Raw genomic sequence first — 17,294 nt, forward strand, 5'->3', positions numbered from 1 at the left:
TAATAACTACTCCATTGTAATTACTAAATCATCTTGTTTTACCATGCTACCTTCTTTTAAACTAATAGATTTAATTTTACCAGATTTAAAAGCTGCAACAGTAGTTTCCATTTTCATGGCTTCTATGATAAATAAAGGATCGTTTTCTTGTACTTCTTGTCCTCTTTTTACCAACACCTTGTATAATGAACCTTGTAAAGGTGCTCCTATTTGGTTGTCAACTGCAGGATCTATTTTTTTATTCTGTTCTATTTTAATATTTAAAGATTTGTCTAAAATTTCAACAAATCTATTTTCACCATTTACTTTAAAAAATACGGTACGCATACCAACTTCATTAGGAATACCAATAGAAAGTAATTTGATAATTACTGTTTTTCCTGGCTCTAATTCTATTAATATTTCTTCACGTAATTTCATACCATAGAAGAAATTTTTAGTAGGTACTAATGCTAAATTACCATACGCTTTATAGTTTTCATGCGCTTGCTCAAATACTTTTGGGTATAAGGTATACGATAAGAAATCTTCCATTTCGATAGCACGAGTAAAGCCTTTTTGAAATTTCTTTTTAAAGGCTTGGTATTCTAAATCAAAATCAACAGGTTGTAAATGTGCATTTGGTCTGTTGGTATATGGTTTTCTGTTTTTAAGAATTATCTTTTGAAGTTTTTTAGGGAAACCACCAGTTGGCTGTCCTAAATCTCCCATAAAGAAACTAATTACAGAATCTGGAAACGAAATTTCTTCACCACGCTCCATTACATCTTCTGTAGTAAGATTATTGGTTACCATAAAAATAGCCATATCACCAACTACTTTCGAGCTAGGTGTTACTTTTATTAAGTTTCCAAATAGTTTGTTTACGTCTGCGTACATTTTTTTTACCTCATCAAATCTATCAGCTAAACCTAAAGCTGTAGCTTGCGGACGCAAATTAGAATATTGTCCGCCAGGAATTTCATGTTGGTAAATTTCAGCAGTTCCTGCTTTTAAACCAGATTCAAATGGATAGTATAACTCGCGAGTATCTTCCCAAAAATTAGAAAACTGATTTAATTTTGGCATATCAAACTCATGTGCTCTAGGTTGGTTTTTCATCATTTCTACCACAGCATTAAAGCTAGGTTGAGAAGTTAAACCACTTAAACCACTTAATGCTACATCTACTACATCAACTCCTGCTTCAATAGCTTTTAAATAACTAGCAGTTTGTAGTGATGAGGTATCGTGTGTGTGTAGGTGAATAGGTACGTTTACAGTATCTTTTAATGCTGTAACCAATTCTGTTGCTGCGTATGGCTTTAATAATCCTGCCATATCTTTTATGGCAATCATATGTGCTCCTGCATTTTCTAAATCTTTAGCAAGCTGTGTGTAGTATTTTAAATTGTACTTGGTTTGGTTAACATCTAAAATATCTCCTGTGTAGCTTAATGCTGCTTCTGCAATTCCGCCTGTTTTATTACGAACATAATTAATACTTGGTTCCATAGCTTTTACCCAGTTTAGCGAGTCGAAAATTCTAAAAATATCCACTCCATTTTCCCAAGATTTTTCAACAAATTTTTCAATTACATTATCTGGATATGCTTTGTAACCAACACCATTAGAACCACGTAAAAGCATTTGAAATAAGATGTTTGGTATTGCTTTACGCAGTTCGCGTAAGCGTGTCCATGGGCTTTCATGCAAGAAACGCAAGCATACATCAAAAGTTGCTCCTCCCCAAACTTCCATGCTAAAGGTGTTAGGATGGTTTTTTGCAAAACTTTCGGCAACTTTTAGCATATCAAAACTTCGCATTCTGGTTGCTAATAGTGACTGATGCGCATCACGCATTGTGGTATCTGTAAAATGAATTTTTTTCTCGTCTTTTAACCATGCACAGAATTTTTCAGGACCAAGTTCTGTTAGCAGGTCTTTTGTTCCTTTTGGATGTGTTTCTGATGCACGAAACTTTGGAACTTTTGGTGTTCTAAAAATTTTATTTTCTTCTATATTTTTAACGTCTGGATTTCCGTTTACACTAATTTCGGCTAAAAATTTAACGACTTTAGAAGTTCTGTCTTGTGGTAGTTTTATTTTAAATAGGGAAGGCGTATTCTGAATAAAATTAACAGTTACTTTTCCGTCTTTAAAGGTAGGATGCTGAATTACATTTTGTAGAAAATGGATGTTTGTTTTAACACCTCGAATTCTAAATTCTTTTAAAGCACGAACCATTTTACGTGTTGCTCCATCTAAAGTTCTACCATGCGAAGATACTTTTACAAGCATGGAATCAAAAAACGGACTAACCTGATAACCTTGGTAAATGCTTCCAGCATCTAAACGAATTCCCATTCCAGACGCACTTCTGTAGGTGGTTACATTACCATAATCTGGAGTGAAATTGTTAGAAGGGTCTTCGGTTGTTAATCTACATTGTAATGCAAAACCATGCGTTGTTATAGATTCTTGTTCGTTAATTTTAATTTGCTGGCTGTTTAAAGGGTAGTTTCCTGCAATAAAAATTTGTGTTTTTACAAGGTCTATTCCTGTTACCATTTCGGTAACTGTATGTTCTACTTGAATTCTTGGGTTTACTTCAATAAAATAAATGTTATCTTCTTTGTCTACCAAGAATTCTACAGTACCAATGTTGTTGTAATTTACTTCTTTGGCAATGGCAACGGCATATTTGTATAGATTTTGTTTTACAGTATCACTAACATTATGTGAAGGTGCAATTTCTACTACTTTTTGGTGACGACGTTGTACAGAGCAATCTCTTTCAAACAAATGGCGAATATTACCATGGTTATCTGCAACAATTTGTACTTCAATATGTTTTGGGTCTTCCACATATTTTTCTAAAAACATGGTGTCATCACCAAAAGCATTAAGCGCTTCGTTTCTAGCAGAGTTAAAGTTAGCCTCTAAGTCTTCGTCTTTTCTAATAATACGCATACCACGACCTCCACCACCAGAAGCGGCTTTTAGCATTAAAGGATAGCCAATAGTTTCTGCTTCAGATAAAGCAACTTTTAGAGAAGTTAGTTTCTTTTTATTGCTTTCAATAATAGGCACATTACATTTTACAGCAACTTTTTTAGCTGTAATTTTATCGCCTAAAGCATCCATAACTTCAGGATCTGGACCAATAAAAATAATATCGTTTGCAGCACATTGCCTTGCAAATTCTGAATTTTCAGATAAAAAACCATAACCAGGATGAATGGCATCTACATTTTTAGATTTAGCTAAATCTATTAATGCCTCAATATCTAAATAAGGTTTTAAAGGTTGGTTGTCTTCTCCTATTTGGTAAGACTCATCTGCTTTGTTTCTGTGTTGCGAGTATCTGTCTTCATAGGTAAACACAGCTACAGTTGTAATGTTTAATTCTGAGCATGCACGAAGTACTCTAATAGCAATTTCGCCTCTGTTGGCTACAAGAACTTTTTTAATTTTCATTATGTTGTTGTTGTTGTTGTTGTTGTTGTTGTTGTTGTTGTTGTTGTTGTTGTTGTTGTTGTTGTTGTTGTTGTTGTTGTTGTTGTTGTTGTTGTTGTTGTTGTTATTTATATAAATACGGATTATTTGTTTCGTAATTTCTAACAATAAAATCTAAGGCATTGTATAATACATCTCCCATGTTTTCTGATTTTTTAAATTTAACATCACCAGTAAGTTTAAAGAGACCTGTTTTTAATTCCTTAATTTTTTCTAGTGTTGAAATATTATCGTGTCTCATACATTCTATCAAGTTTCTTAAACGTTTTTGTTCACTCTTTGCACGTTTAGCAAGTAGTGAACGTTCTTCGTTTTTGTATTGCTCAATAGACTCTTTAGTTAAAACCTTTAAGCTCATGTGAACAAACGGATAGTTTTCTTTTAAAAATTGTGGTTTATATACTTTTGCATTTCCTTCGTAGCTTTGTTGGTCAAAATCTACTGCACGAATTCTGTATTGTTTACGGTCAAAATCATAGGTAATTACAATTACGTAATTGTAAGAACGCATATCTCCTAATAGTCTTACAAAGCAGCGTTCATTAAATTTAACAAATTCTTTTGCTAAAGCTCTCTTATCTTGTTCTGTAATAGTATCAAGATGCTCATTAACATAAGTGTCTCCAGGTATTCCTGAAATATGTTCTTCTATTAGCGTGTCTTTATGAACTAGAAAATTAATATGGTTTGGAGAGAGTAAATGTTCTAACTCTAAACCGTAAATTCTAGAAGCATCTGCTTTTTTTATATAAAGATACGTGTAAATATCATTTATTATATTTCTTACTTTTATTCTAAAAGGCTTTGTATTACCAAAGGTACAATAGGCAATACTGTCAATATTTAGGTATGGTAAAATACTGTCATCACCACTAGAATGAAGAATAGAATACAATTGTTTTAGGCTGTGTTCTATTTCATCACGTTCGTATTCTGCATAATAACAATCTATCCAAAGGGTATCATCTCCGTTATTGTCAAATATTTCAACAGCTCCTTGAAAACGTAGTAAATCATCATAGGAAATAGGAATTTGAATGTTTCTCCCTTCTTCTGCAAGATATTCTGACAGTTCTTTTGTAATAGGAAATACAGGTTTTTTCTTAGATATTAACTTCTTATTCATTGAAATAGTTTAAAGCCTATAAGGTAATTTTTTATTGTGGTAATACCATGCGTGCATAGCTTTTTTTTATGTTTACTTAAAAAGGTTTTGTTGTAGGATCTTTACTGTTGTTTTTATGTAATTGTTAAACGTTAACAAGAAGAACACTTATTAAATTATACACCTTGTAAATAATTAAACGCTATGAAAGCTATTATTGATATAGTATTTGTTTAAAAAAAAAGCACTTCTATTTAGAAGTGCTTTTATTGTTCTTTATTTAAAATTTCTTTTACTGCTTGTTTGTATTTTATAGGATTACTAGCTTTTTTAATGGCTTTGTATGTTTTTTTAGGATTAGAAAAAGACTGTGAAAAGAATTCCCAAAAACCTAACATTTTCATTTTTATTGGTGTTGGTCCAGAAAGATACTCGTCATACTGATGGTATATAGTATCATGAAATTCGGAGAAAATTTCCCATCTATTCTTAGGATATTCTGTAGTGTTGTTTTTAATCATACTTGGTAAAAATGGATCTGCAATTAAGCCTCGACCAATCATAAAATGATCTATGCTAGGAAAACGCGTTTCTATTTTATTAAAAGCTTCTACGCTAGTAATATCGCCATTATAGTATAGTGTATGTTTTGCAGCATCTATACATTTTTGAAAAGCATCTAAATCTACAGGTCCTTTGTATAGTTGTTTACCTATTCTAGCATGAATAGCAATATTTTTAAGAGGGTATTTATCTAGAATAGGGAAGGTGTCTAAAATTTCTGCAGCATGCTCATAACCCATGCGCATTTTCATAGAAACGGTTATGTCTGTTTCATCATGCGCTCTTTTTAAAACTTCATCAATTTTAGTAGGATTGCAAATTAAGCCAGAACCCATTCCTGATTTTGTAACCATAGGATACGGACAGCCTAAATTCCAGTTTAGTTCTTTGTAACCTAAGCTTTGTACATATTTAATAACAAACAAAAACTCTTCAGCATCATTGGTCATTACTTGTGGTATCACCTCTAAAGTGCTATTGTTTTCAGGTAATAAATCTAATTGGTAAGATTGTTTGATTTTTAACTTTCCGTTTAGCCTAATATAAGGTGCGTAAAAAGTATCGATACCACCAAAATAGTGATGAAATGCGTTACGAAACCTAAAATCGGTAAAACCTTGTAAAGACGAAGAAAGTAGTTTGATACTCATGGTTTAAACTTGGCACAAATATAAACGAATTGTTTTGTTTTTATGGGTGAAGTTTTTGAAGTTTTTTAGTTGTTATGGGCTTTTGGTTTTTTTAACATTACACTAGAGTACTTTCTAATTGTAAGGTTTTATTAGTAGTTAATGCTTTGTATAGTTTTTCAATATCTAAAGGTTTCCATAGAATAGCATTAAAAAGCCCTGTATATTCTTTGTTTTGTGTGGTCATTACATCTGCTGTAATGGCAAATATTGGTGTGTTACTATTAATATTATCTTTATTAGATTTAATTAGTTTAGTAGCATCAATGCCATTTATTTCAGGCATGTGTAAATCCATTAAAATAAAATCATACTTTTTAACTTTAGCATATTCTACAGCTATTTTTCCATTTGCTACATGCTCTGTGGTAACTCCCCATTTTAAAAGAACTTTTTTTATTAAAATAGCATTCATTATTGTGTCTTCAGCTAATAATACTTTTTTGTCTTTTAGTTGTTCAAAAATAGGTTTGTTTGCGGCAGGAGTTGGTGTTGTTTTTTCTAACTCAAGTGTAAAATAAAATTCTGAACCTTCATGTTCTTTACTTTTTACATAAATTTTACTTTGATGCAATTTTACAAGTTTTTTTACAATAGCCAAGCCAAGACCTGTGCCTCCTTGTTTTCTTGTCATTACTGGTTTTATTTGAGAGAAACTAGTAAATATTTTTTTGCAGTTTTCTTTAGAGATACCTTCACCTGTATCTTTTATGCTTATTAAAATGGTGTCTTGTTTTTCTTCTTCCTTTTTAAGTTTTAACGTCAGAATTACTTTTCCTTTTTCAGTAAATTTAATAGCATTACTAATAAGGTTACTAATAATCTGTGTTAATTTGGTTTCGTCTAAAAGGTAATTTCTAGTTTTAGGAATTGTATTTATTAAAACCAATTCTAGCCCCTTTTGTTTGGCAACATTGCTATGTAGGTTTACTATATAATTACACAAATTATTAAGATTGGTATTATCTTCTTCAAGAACGGTCTTTTTAGCGTCTAGTTTGGTAAAGTCTAAAACGTTATTTACTATATTAATTAAATTGTTAGAAGCAAATTGAAGACTTTTTAAAAGTTTTTTGTTTTCTCCTACAACTTGATCTTCTAGAATGGAAGCAATAGTAGTCATGGCATTTAAAGGAGTTCTTATTTCATGACTCATTACAGATAAAAATTCTTGTTTTAATTTAAGAGCTTGCTGTTCTCCTTTGTTCTTTTTATCAATAATCTTTTGTTTTTCTCTTTGGTGTAAGGCTTCTTTTTCTAATACATTCATTTTATTAATCATGTTATAGTTTTCCATAACATGTTTTGTTTGTGTATTCATTGTAGCTTCCTTTTCACTAAGGTATAGTTCTAAGTATTTAAAAGATTTTTTTATTTTATTTTTCCTTTTATAAATTTTATATAATAAATGGTATCCTTTTACTTTGGTCATAGAAAGGTTGTAAGCAACCGATAACTCTAAGCCTTTTTGTACTGTTTCTTTCGATTTTTGTAAATCATTAATTTTATAATATAATCTACCTAGTTTGTTATAGACCATGCAAGCACCAATAACCTCAATAACTTGGTTAAAAGTATCAATAGCTTGTAAAAAATCTATTTCACTGTTTTTATAGTCTCCTAATGCTAAGTGCACTTTTCCGCGACCATAAATAGCAAAACCATAACCTCTAGCATCTCCAGATTGTTTTTTTAGTTTCATAGAATGCGTTATCATTTTCATGGCAGCATTATATTTTTTATTTTTTACTAATAAACCAGAGAGGTTGTTTAAAGCATTGGCTTCAAGACTTATGCATTTTGCCTTTTGCGCATTTCTAACAGCGTGTTTATAATAGGTAAAAGCATTAGAATAGTCGCCAATAAACTCATAGGCTGTGCCTATAGCTTTCTCTACTTTAGAGATGTTTTTAAACTTGTTATGTTTTTTATAAATCTTTAGCGCTTCAATTAAGTAAATTAAACCTTTATGGTAATTGTCTGTTTTGTAGTGTATGCTTGCAATAGTGTATTTAGTATTAGCAATACCAAGCTCGTTATTAATAGCTGTGTAATGAATTATAGCTTCTTTAGCGTGCTTTTTAGAATTTACAAAGTCGCTAATAATCATATAAAAAAAGGAAAGTTGCTCTAAACTTTTTACTATTAAAGAAGTATCATTTAACTCTTTGCTTAATTGCAAAGCGTTTTGGGCTAAAGCAATACTTTGTTGTATATTATTAGATCGTTTAGAGTATGCGCTATTTAAAAGTAAATTTACTTTTTCATGTAGGTGTAGGTTAGCCATAAGAAATTATATTAGGGACAGCAAAAATAATGAAAAAAATAGAAAGTTATTTGTTTAAAGGAGTGAGATATATTTAATAAATCTTTGCCTTTTTTGATTTATATTCAATGATTTACATGTTCTTATGCTTTTAAAAAAGCATAAGTTAGAAACAAAAAAAAACCACCTTTTAAGGTGGTTTTTATGGGTGATAAGTATAAAGTACTCTTTTGTTTAAGAGACTTGTGTATAGCTTACTTGATCATTTCGTAACTACGTTTAATAAAGTTAGTTAGCTCTTCTCCTTTTAATAATCCTTGAGAAAGTCTTGCTAAGTCTAAACTTTGAGTAATTAAACGTTCTTGTTTCTTTTTGGTTTTAGTACTTAAAATTTCACCAACCAATTCAGAATTTGTGTTTACAATAAGGTTGTACATTTCTGGCATGTTACCAAACATGTTCATTCCGCCTCCACCAGTTTGTTGCATTTCTTTCATTCTACGCATAAATTCTGGTTGCGTAATCATAAATGGAGATGCTGTGCTATCCATAGCTTCTAATTGTACTGAAAATTTTTCAGCAGGAATTACTTCTTTTAATAATTCATCTAAAGCTTTGGTTTCATCTTCGCTTAATTTAGAAATGGTAGTATCTTCTTTCTTGATTAAGTTATCGATATGATCTCCATCTACACGAGCAAAAGAAATGTTTTCTTTAGTGCTTTCTAATTTCTGAATTAAATGCGAAACAATAGGAGAGTCTAGTAATAAAACTTCATAACCTTTAGCTTTTGCTGCTTCAATATAACTGTGTTGTTCGTCTTTATTTGAAGCGTAAAGAATAACAAGTTTGTCATCTTTATCGGTTTGTTTAGCTTTTATTTTATTGAATAACTCTTCGTATGTATAATGTTTACCATCTACTGTTGGATATAATGCAAATGCATCTGCTTTTTCAAAGAATTTTTCTTCAGAAAGCATTCCGTATTCAATTACAATTTTAATATCATCCCATTTTGCTTCAAAATCTTCACGATTTGCGTTAAATAAGGACTTTAATTTATCTGCAACTTTTCTAGTAATGTAAGACGAAATCTTTTTTACAGCACCATCTGCTTGTAAATAAGAACGAGATACGTTTAACGGAATATCTGGAGAGTCAATTACACCACGTAACATCGTTAAAAATTCTGGTACAATACCTTCTACATTATCTGTAACAAATACTTGGTTTTGGTATAGTTGAATTTTATCTTTTTGTACGTTTAAATCATTAGTCATCTTAGGGAAATACAAGATTCCTGTAAGGTTAAACGGATAGTCTACATTTAAATGAATGTTGAATAAAGGTTCTTCAAATTGTGCAGGATACAACTCTCTGTAAAAATTCTTGTAGTCTGCATCTTCTAATTCAGAAGGTTGTTTGGTCCAAGCTGGATTAGGATTATTAATAATGTTGTCTACAGTAATTTTTTTCTGAGGTTCTGTAGTTTCTTTTCCTTCCGCATCTTTAGTTGTAGCAGGTGTATGGTCTGGATCGTCAATTTCTTTAGTTCCAAATTTAATAGGAATAGGCATAAACTTGTTATACTTAGAAAGTAAGCTACCAATACGTGCTTCTTCTAAAAACTCAGTAGAGTCATCTGCAATATGTAGTATAATTTCTGTACCTCTGTCTGTTTTGTCTGAAGCTTCTAAAGTAAACTCAGGAGAACCATCACATGTCCAATGTGCAGCAGGTTCGTCTTTATGTGATTTAGTAATGATTTCTACTTTTTCAGCAACCATAAATGCCGAGTAAAAACCTAATCCGAAATGTCCAATAATACCAGAATCTTTTGCAGAGTCTTTGTATTTATCTAAAAATTCTTCAGCTCCAGAAAAAGCAACTTGGTTGATGTATTTTTCAACTTCTTCAGCTGTCATTCCTAAACCTTGATCTATAATATGAAGCTTTTTACCTTCTTTATCGATTTTTACTTCAATTTTAGGATTTCCGTACTCAGATTTAGATTCTCCAATGCTTGTTAAGTGTTTCAGCTTTAAAGTAGCATCTGTACCATTACTAATTAGCTCACGTAAAAAGATTTCGTGATCACTATATAAAAATTTCTTGATTAAAGGGAAGATGTTTTCTACCGAAACATTAATTTTTCCTTTTGACATAATTTAAATTATTTTTTTATTCCAGTAAATACAGGAATCTGATTAATTTGATATTTATAATGTTAAACAAAGCAAGGCAACAAAAATGCCAATACTATAAAAGTGACAAAGTGACATTTGTTATTATACTATGCATGCATAACGAATACGATTGCGTTTAAAAATTTGTTAGTTGTAAATGGTTAAATTGCGCACCGTAAAATTAATAGCACTATATGTACAATTCAAAAATAATAGGTTTAGGTAAATACGTGCCAGACAATGTGGTTACAAATGAAGATTTGTCTACAATGATGGATACTAATGATGCCTGGATAACCGAAAGAACAGGAATAAAAGAAAGACGTTGGGTAAAACCAGGATCTGGTGATACCACAGCAACTATGGGAGTGAAAGCTGCTAAAATTGCAATAGAAAGAGCAGGCATAGATAAGGATGATATCGATTTTATTGTTTTTGCAACCTTAAGTCCTGATATGTATTTTCCTGGACCAGGAGTGCAAGTACAACATGCTTTAGATATTAAAACCGTTGGAGCTCTAGATGTAAGAAACCAATGCTCAGGATTTGTATATGCTATTGCTGTTGCAGATAATTTTATTAAAACAGGAATGTATAAAAATGTTCTTGTTATTGGTAGTGAAGTACATTCTCATGGTTTAGATAAAACTACAAGAGGAAGAGGTGTATCTGTAATTTTTGGTGATGGAGCAGGAGCTGCTGTTTTAACTAGAGAAGAAGATACTACCAAAGGTATTTTGTCTACGCATTTACATAGTCAAGGAGAACATGCAGAAGAGTTGGTGCTTGTTGCACCAGGAATGGGAAAACGTTGGGTAACTGATATTTTAGCAGATAATGATGCTGATGATGAAAGCTATTTTCCGCATATGAACGGACAATTTGTATTTAAAAATGCAGTAGTTCGATTTAGTGAAGTGATTATGGAAGGCTTGGCAAAAAACAATTTAGATAAAGAAGCTATAGATATGTTAATACCACATCAGGCAAACTTACGAATAGCACAGTTTATTCAGAAAAAGTTTGGTTTAAGTGATGACCAGGTATTTAATAATATTCAAAAATACGGAAACACTACTGCAGCATCTATACCTATTGCTTTAACCGAAGCTTGGGAAGAAGGAAAAGTAAAAGAAGGAGACACCGTTGTGTTAGCCGCTTTTGGTAGTGGTTTTACTTGGGGAAGTGTTATTTTAAAATGGTAAATAACTACCAAAGTAGAAAACATATTTAATAACAAACCTTGATGTATAAGTTGAGGTTTGTTATTGAAGTAATTTAAAATAGCAAACTATTTTACTTTGCTTTATAAACGCAGTTATAAAAAAATCCGAATACTTAGCAAATTCGGATTTTTTCTTGTTGTTAAAATAAGTAACAACCACTTCAATTAAATATTATTAAAAGACTAATTCAAACAAAATATAATAGTTGGTAGTTGTATATTTAAAACGTAATTATTGTTGTTTATTGTGTTGATTTTCAGTATTTAACAAAATTTAACAGTTGTTGTAAGAAAAAACAAAAACCCAAGGTGATGACACCTTGGGTTTTCTTATTTAATAACCACATATTAACACTAACCATTTACTATTATGAAGGTTATTAAATGTATTTGTTTACTTTGTAACCTCTTTTTTAAACTTGTTAGTTTGTACTAGTATAGACGACTATTTTTTAGATTTGTTACTTTATTAATTGTACTTAACAGCATTTTAACACATGAATAAAAAAACATTAGTATTTGGAGCATCATTAAAACCAAATCGATACTCTAATATGGCATTACGTAAATTAGTAAACTACAAACAAGATACTGTTGCGTTTGGCTTAAAAGAAGGAGAAGAAGCCAAGGTGCAAATAGATACAGAATTAAAAGATTATAAAGATATACATACGGTTACCTTGTATGTAAATCCTGAAAGACAAAAAGCGTATTATAATTATATAATTTCTTTAAAACCTAAGCGCGTTATATTTAATCCAGGCACCGAAAATCCTGAATTTTATACTCTGTTAAAAGAAAACAATATAGCTTTTGAAGCTTCTTGTACTTTGGTGTTGCTTTCTACCAATCAATATTAAACCGAAAGCCAATAGTAGAACTTATTTTTTCTTAATTAATACTAATCCTAAAAAGGTTAATAAACCGTTTATAATTAAGATAAAGAATCCAAATTCAAATCCAAACCATTTTAAGCTATTCACACTAATGATATAAGATACAATAGGAGATAGAATGGCTATTATAGGCACAAACTTATCTTTTATGTTCCATTTTGTAAATAAACCAAAGGCGTAAAGACCTAAAAGAGGACCATAAGTATAGCCTGCAAATACAAATAGTTTAGCAATAACACTAGCATCTTTAATTACATATTTAAAAGAGATTATTACTAAAATTAAAATAATAGAAATTAAAACATGAATACGTTTTCTAATACGTACTTGTTTTTCTGGGCTATGTTTTTTTTCAATATCTAAAATATCAATACTAAATGAAGTAGTTAGTGAGGTTAATGCAGAGTCTGCACTACTGTAAGCCGCAGCAATTAATCCTAATAAGAAAAATATAAAAACACCAAATCCTAAATGGTTTTTTGCAAGCAAAGGAAAGAGGTCATCTTTATGTGCATCAATTCCGTTTTGTTGTGCATATACTGTTAAAAGTAGTCCTAAACTTAAAAAGATAAAGTTTACAACAGTTAACACAATAGTAAACCAAAACATGTTTTTTTGTGCATCTTTTAAGGTTCTGCAGGTTAGGTTTTTTTGCATCATATCTTGGTCTAAACCTGTCATTACAATAGCTATAAATGCTCCAGAAATAAATTGTTTCCAAAAATAGGTTCCAGATTTAAAATCGTCAAAATAAAAGGTTTTACTTAAATCGCTATCTAATACAAAACCAAGAATATTATTTCCACTTAAACCTAAGGCATCACTTACAAAATAGATGGTAACTCCTACAGCAATAAGCATAAATAAGGTTTGTAAGGTGTCTGTCCATACTATTGTTTTTATACCAGATTTAAAGGTGTAAAGCCAAATTAAAAGTACTGTTATGGTAACGGTTTGCCAAAATTCTATGCCTAGTTCATCAAATAATATAATTTGTAATACGTTAGCTACTAAAAACAACCTAAAACTCGCACCAACTATTCTAGATATTATAAAAAAGGAAGCGCCAGTTTTATATGAGTAATTACCAAAACGTTCTTCTAAATAGGTGTAAATAGAGGTGAGGTTTAATTTGTAATATAAAGGAAGCAAAACTGTACCAATAACCAAATACCCAACAATGTATCCTAAAACTACTTGCATGTAGCTAAACTGCGAAGCTTCAATCCAACCAGGAACAGAAATAAACGTTACACCAGAAAGTGATGCTCCAATCATACCAAAAGCAACTACATACCAAGGAGATTGTTTATTGCCTTTAAAAAAGGCGTCGTTACCAGTTTTTTTTCCTGTTAAATAAGAGATTAAAATAAGCACACCAAAATAGGATGCTATGAGTAAAATGATTTGAGTAGCAGACATAAATGTTATTTAAAAGAGGGCAAAATACAAATTACTTAAAAAGATTCTTAAACAACTAGATAATAAATATTAAATTCGCAACCATGGAATTTTCATCAAAACTATTAGAAAACGCAGTAAATGAAATGTCGCAATTACCAGGTATTGGTAAGCGTACGGCTTTACGTTTGGTTTTACATCTGTTGAGACAGCCTGAAGAACAGACACTAAAACTTTCTAAAGCATTAGAGAATATGCGTACTCAAATTAAGTTTTGTAAATCTTGCCATAATATTAGTGATGTAGATTTATGCGAAATTTGCGCAAATCCACACAGAAATCAAGAATTAATTTGTGTTGTAGAAGATGTTAAAGACGTTATGGCTATAGAAAACACAAGTTCTTTTAGAGGTTTATATCATGTTTTAGGCGGAAAAATTTCACCTATGGATGGTATTGGTCCTCATGATTTAAACGTAGTATCTTTAGTAGAAAAAGTAAAATCAGGACAGGTAAAAGAACTTATTTTTGCTTTAAGTTCTACTATGGAAGGCGATACTACCAATTTTTATATTTTTAAACAAATTAAAGACTATAATGTGCTAACATCTACAATAGCACGAGGAATTTCTGTAGGTGATGAGTTAGAATATGCAGATGAAATAACGCTAGGAAGAAGTATTATTAACAGAATTCCGTTTGAAGCTTCTTTAAAATCGTAACTATTTATTTGAAACTCTCCATAATCATATTAAACTATAACGTTCGCTATTTTTTAGATCTATGTCTACAAAGTGTGCAAGCAGCCATTACAAATTTAGATGCAGAAATTATTGTAGTAGATAATCTATCGGCAGATGATAGTTGTGCAATGGTAAAGCAAAAGTATCCAAATGTAAAACTTATTGAAAATAAAGAAAATTCAGGATTTTCAAAAGGAAATAATATTGGTGTAGCTCAAGCTAAAGGCGAATACATTTGTATTTTAAATCCAGATGTGGTAGTAGCAGAAGATACTTTTTCTAAAATTTTAAAATTTGCAGAGCAACAAGAACAGTTAGGTGCAGTAGCTTGCAGGTTAATTGATGGTAGCGGAAATTATCTTCCAGAAAGTAAACGTAATATACCTGTGGTAAAGGTAGCCATTCAAAAAATGATTGGTTATGCTAAAAATTATTATAATAATAATTTACAAGAAGAAGAAGTTGGTGAAACAGACATTCTTGTTGGTGCCTTTATGTTTTTAAAAAAAGAGGTGTATAATGAAGTCAATGGTTTTGATGAAGATTATTTTATGTATGGTGAAGATGTAGATTTATCTTATAAAATATTAAAGGCAGGATATCAAAATTTTTATTTTGGAGAAACTACCATTATACATTACAAAGGAGAAAGCACCTTAAAAGATGCTGAGTATGCAAAAAGGTTTTATGGAGCTATGCAGATTTTTTACATGAAACATTTTAAAAGTAATGTTGTTTTTGATACTTTAGTGTGGTTAGGTATTGAGTTTGCTATACGATTTAGAAAAGCGTCCACTATAGAACTAAAAACAATAAATAATTATGCTGTTTTTACCTATAATGAAGATCTTAGTTTTATAAAAAAACTACCTTTTCAAGCGTATAAAGTAAACGATGTAAAAAATATAAAACCAAATGCTGAAGTTGTTTTTGATGCTAACACCTTGAGTTATAAAGAAATTATTGGGTATTTTTTACAATTACAAAAAAATAATACACATACTTTTAAAATTATTCCGAAAAGCTCTAATTTTATCATCGGAAGCAACGATTCACAAAATCGTGGAGAAATTCTTCATTTTTAATACAATAAAGGATTGTTAAAAGTTAATGAATATTGAATGAATTCGTTCGTTTTTTATTAATTTTGCAAAACACAAATAAAAACTAAGGCTTAGATTATAAATATGGCAAAATTTGAACTAAAATTACCTAAAATGGGAGAGAGTGTTGCAGAAGCAACAATTACCTCATGGTTAAAACAAGTTGGAGATACTATTGAAGAAGATGAGGCAATATTAGAAATTGCTACAGATAAAGTAGATAGCGAAGTGCCTAGTGAAGTAGATGGTGTTTTGGTTGAAATACTATTTAATGTTGATGATGTTGTGCAGGTTGGGCAAACTATTGCTATTATAGAAACAGAAGCAGATGCTTCTACTACAACTGCAGCTCCAAAACAAGAAACAAAAAAAGAAGAAGCTCCTGCGCAAGTAGCAGCAGAAGTAGCACAAACAGTTGTTGCTGCTCAAGAAACAGCAGCTCCTGTAATAACTAGTGGTGAACGTTTTTATTCTCCTTTAGTTAAAAACATTGCAAAAAAAGAAGGTATTGCTCAAGCAGAGCTAGATGCCATTCCTGGAACAGGAAAAGAAGGACGTGTTACTAAAAATGATATTTTATCTTATTTAGATACTAGAGGTGCACAACCTAATAAAGCAGTTGCTCCAGCAGCAGCTAATGGTGTAGCTCCTGTTAAAAATAAACCTGCAAAAGCAGCGACAGCTCCTGTTATTTCAAATGGTGAAGATGAAATTATTGAAATGACAAGAATGGGCAAAATTATTGCACATCATATGGTAGAGTCTGTTCAAAAAAGTGCACACGTGCAAAGTTTTATTGAAGCAGATGTAACTAAAATATGGAACTGGAGAAAGAAAGTAAAAGATGGTTTCATGAAACGTGAAGGCGAAAATTTAACTTTTACGCCAATTTTTATGGAGGCTGTAGCTAAAGCGCTTCGTGATTTCCCGATGCTTAATATTTCTATTCAAGGAGATACTATTGTTAAAAAGAAAAATATTAACCTTGGTATGGCTGCTGCTTTACCAGATGGTAATTTAATTGTTCCTGTAATTAAAAATGCAGATCAATTAAATCTTGTTGGTATGACAAAACAAGTTAATAGCTTAGCTAACAAAGCGCGTACAAACAACTTAAAACCAGACGATATACAAGGCGGAACTTATACAGTTACTAATGTTGGTACTTTTGGAAGTATCATGGGAACTCCTATAATTAATCAACCACAAGTTGGTATTCTAGCATTAGGTGCTATACGTAAAATGCCTGCGGTTATTGAAACACCTGAAGGAGATTTTATTGGTATACGCTACAAAATGATAATGTCACACTCTTATGATCATAGAGTTGTTAACGGAGCATTAGGAGGACAATTTATAAAAGCTGTTAAAGATTATCTTGAAGATTGGGATAGCAATAGAGAGATATAGTTTATTACTACAAGTAGAATAAAATAAAAAAAAGCGCAATTTAAATTGCGCTTTTTGTTTTTAAATTCTTTTAATAAATGCAATAAATAAGTAAAATCCTGATTAATTTTTATTTCTCGATAGCTAATCTTATTATTGGTCTAGCGCTACTTCTTCGGTATCCTATTGCTTTCACTTTAAAAAAAACATCATAAGAAATATCATTAGT

General features: G+C 30.9%; 11 protein-coding genes. 5 read left to right on the plus strand and 6 right to left on the minus strand.

What is annotated here, in order from left to right; genetic code table 11:
- Positions 1 to 6: 6 nt before the first annotated feature.
- The 5 genes from ACFSSB_RS06440 to htpG form a co-directional block, all read right to left on the minus strand.
- Positions 7 to 3,459 (minus strand): pyruvate carboxylase, encoded by a 3,453-nt coding sequence (locus ACFSSB_RS06440; RefSeq protein WP_379902550.1) that lies wholly within the window; start codon positions 3,457 to 3,459, stop codon positions 7 to 9.
- A gap of 103 nt (positions 3,460 to 3,562) precedes the next feature.
- Positions 3,563 to 4,624: a hypothetical protein gene (locus tag ACFSSB_RS06445; RefSeq protein ID WP_379902227.1), complete on the minus strand. Its 1,062-nt coding sequence runs from the start codon at positions 4,622 to 4,624 to the stop codon at positions 3,563 to 3,565.
- 245 nt (positions 4,625 to 4,869) lie between these two features.
- Positions 4,870 to 5,817 carry a tRNA dihydrouridine synthase gene (locus ACFSSB_RS06450; RefSeq protein WP_379902229.1) on the minus strand — a complete coding sequence of 316 codons (948 nt, stop codon included), beginning with the start codon at positions 5,815 to 5,817 and terminating at the stop codon, positions 4,870 to 4,872.
- Positions 5,818 to 5,914: 97 nt separating this feature from the next.
- Complete coding sequence (locus ACFSSB_RS06455; protein ID WP_379902231.1) at positions 5,915 to 8,143, minus strand: ATP-binding response regulator; 2,229 nt, start codon at positions 8,141 to 8,143, stop codon at positions 5,915 to 5,917.
- 233 nt (positions 8,144 to 8,376) lie between these two features.
- Complete coding sequence (gene htpG, locus ACFSSB_RS06460; RefSeq protein WP_379902233.1) at positions 8,377 to 10,287, minus strand: molecular chaperone HtpG; 1,911 nt, start codon at positions 10,285 to 10,287, stop codon at positions 8,377 to 8,379.
- Positions 10,288 to 10,502: 215 nt separating this feature from the next.
- Between htpG and ACFSSB_RS06465 the strand changes: the two genes are divergently transcribed.
- Entirely contained in the window at positions 10,503 to 11,513 is a 1,011-nt protein-coding gene (locus tag ACFSSB_RS06465; RefSeq protein ID WP_379902235.1) for a 3-oxoacyl-ACP synthase III family protein, read from the plus strand.
- A gap of 517 nt (positions 11,514 to 12,030) precedes the next feature.
- The gene (locus ACFSSB_RS06470; protein WP_379902237.1) at positions 12,031 to 12,393 is read left to right on the plus strand and encodes a CoA-binding protein; all 363 of its coding nucleotides are present in this window, start codon (positions 12,031 to 12,033) and stop codon (positions 12,391 to 12,393) included.
- Between the two features lie 21 nt (positions 12,394 to 12,414).
- On the opposite strand, the gene ACFSSB_RS06475 is transcribed toward ACFSSB_RS06470, so the two are convergent.
- Entirely contained in the window at positions 12,415 to 13,851 is a 1,437-nt protein-coding gene (locus ACFSSB_RS06475; protein WP_379902239.1) for a sodium:solute symporter, read from the minus strand.
- 83 nt (positions 13,852 to 13,934) lie between these two features.
- Between ACFSSB_RS06475 and recR the strand changes: the two genes are divergently transcribed.
- The 3 genes from recR (at position 13,935) to ACFSSB_RS06490 (ending at position 17,086) form a co-directional block, all read left to right on the plus strand.
- The gene (recR, locus tag ACFSSB_RS06480) at positions 13,935 to 14,552 is read left to right on the plus strand and encodes a recombination mediator RecR (RefSeq protein WP_379902241.1); all 618 of its coding nucleotides are present in this window, start codon (positions 13,935 to 13,937) and stop codon (positions 14,550 to 14,552) included.
- An 8-nt stretch (positions 14,553 to 14,560) separates the two neighbouring features.
- Positions 14,561 to 15,658 carry a glycosyltransferase family 2 protein gene (locus ACFSSB_RS06485; protein WP_379902243.1) on the plus strand — a complete coding sequence of 366 codons (1,098 nt, stop codon included), beginning with the start codon at positions 14,561 to 14,563 and terminating at the stop codon, positions 15,656 to 15,658.
- A 102-nt stretch (positions 15,659 to 15,760) separates the two neighbouring features.
- Positions 15,761 to 17,086, plus strand: a complete 1,326-nt coding sequence (locus ACFSSB_RS06490) for a dihydrolipoamide acetyltransferase family protein (RefSeq protein ID WP_379902245.1) — start codon at positions 15,761 to 15,763, stop codon at positions 17,084 to 17,086.
- Positions 17,087 to 17,294 lie beyond the last annotated feature (208 nt).

It is taken from the genome of Lacinutrix gracilariae, assembly GCF_042684485.1.
Taxonomy (GTDB): domain Bacteria; phylum Bacteroidota; class Bacteroidia; order Flavobacteriales; family Flavobacteriaceae; genus Oceanihabitans; species Oceanihabitans gracilariae.

Coding starts and splice junctions, on each gene's coding strand:
- ACFSSB_RS06440 (WP_379902550.1), bottom strand. CDS start 3,459: ATGAAAATTAAAAAAGTTCTTGTAGCCAACAGAGGCGAAATTGCTATT.
- ACFSSB_RS06445 (WP_379902227.1), bottom strand. CDS start 4,624: ATGAATAAGAAGTTAATATCTAAGAAAAAACCTGTATTTCCTATTACA.
- ACFSSB_RS06450 (WP_379902229.1), bottom strand. CDS start 5,817: ATGAGTATCAAACTACTTTCTTCGTCTTTACAAGGTTTTACCGATTTT.
- ACFSSB_RS06455 (WP_379902231.1), bottom strand. CDS start 8,143: ATGGCTAACCTACACCTACATGAAAAAGTAAATTTACTTTTAAATAGC.
- htpG (WP_379902233.1), bottom strand. CDS start 10,287: ATGTCAAAAGGAAAAATTAATGTTTCGGTAGAAAACATCTTCCCTTTA.
- ACFSSB_RS06465 (WP_379902235.1), top strand. CDS start 10,503: ATGTACAATTCAAAAATAATAGGTTTAGGTAAATACGTGCCAGACAAT.
- ACFSSB_RS06470 (WP_379902237.1), top strand. CDS start 12,031: ATGAATAAAAAAACATTAGTATTTGGAGCATCATTAAAACCAAATCGA.
- ACFSSB_RS06475 (WP_379902239.1), bottom strand. CDS start 13,851: ATGTCTGCTACTCAAATCATTTTACTCATAGCATCCTATTTTGGTGTG.
- recR (WP_379902241.1), top strand. CDS start 13,935: ATGGAATTTTCATCAAAACTATTAGAAAACGCAGTAAATGAAATGTCG.
- ACFSSB_RS06490 (WP_379902245.1), top strand. CDS start 15,761: ATGGCAAAATTTGAACTAAAATTACCTAAAATGGGAGAGAGTGTTGCA.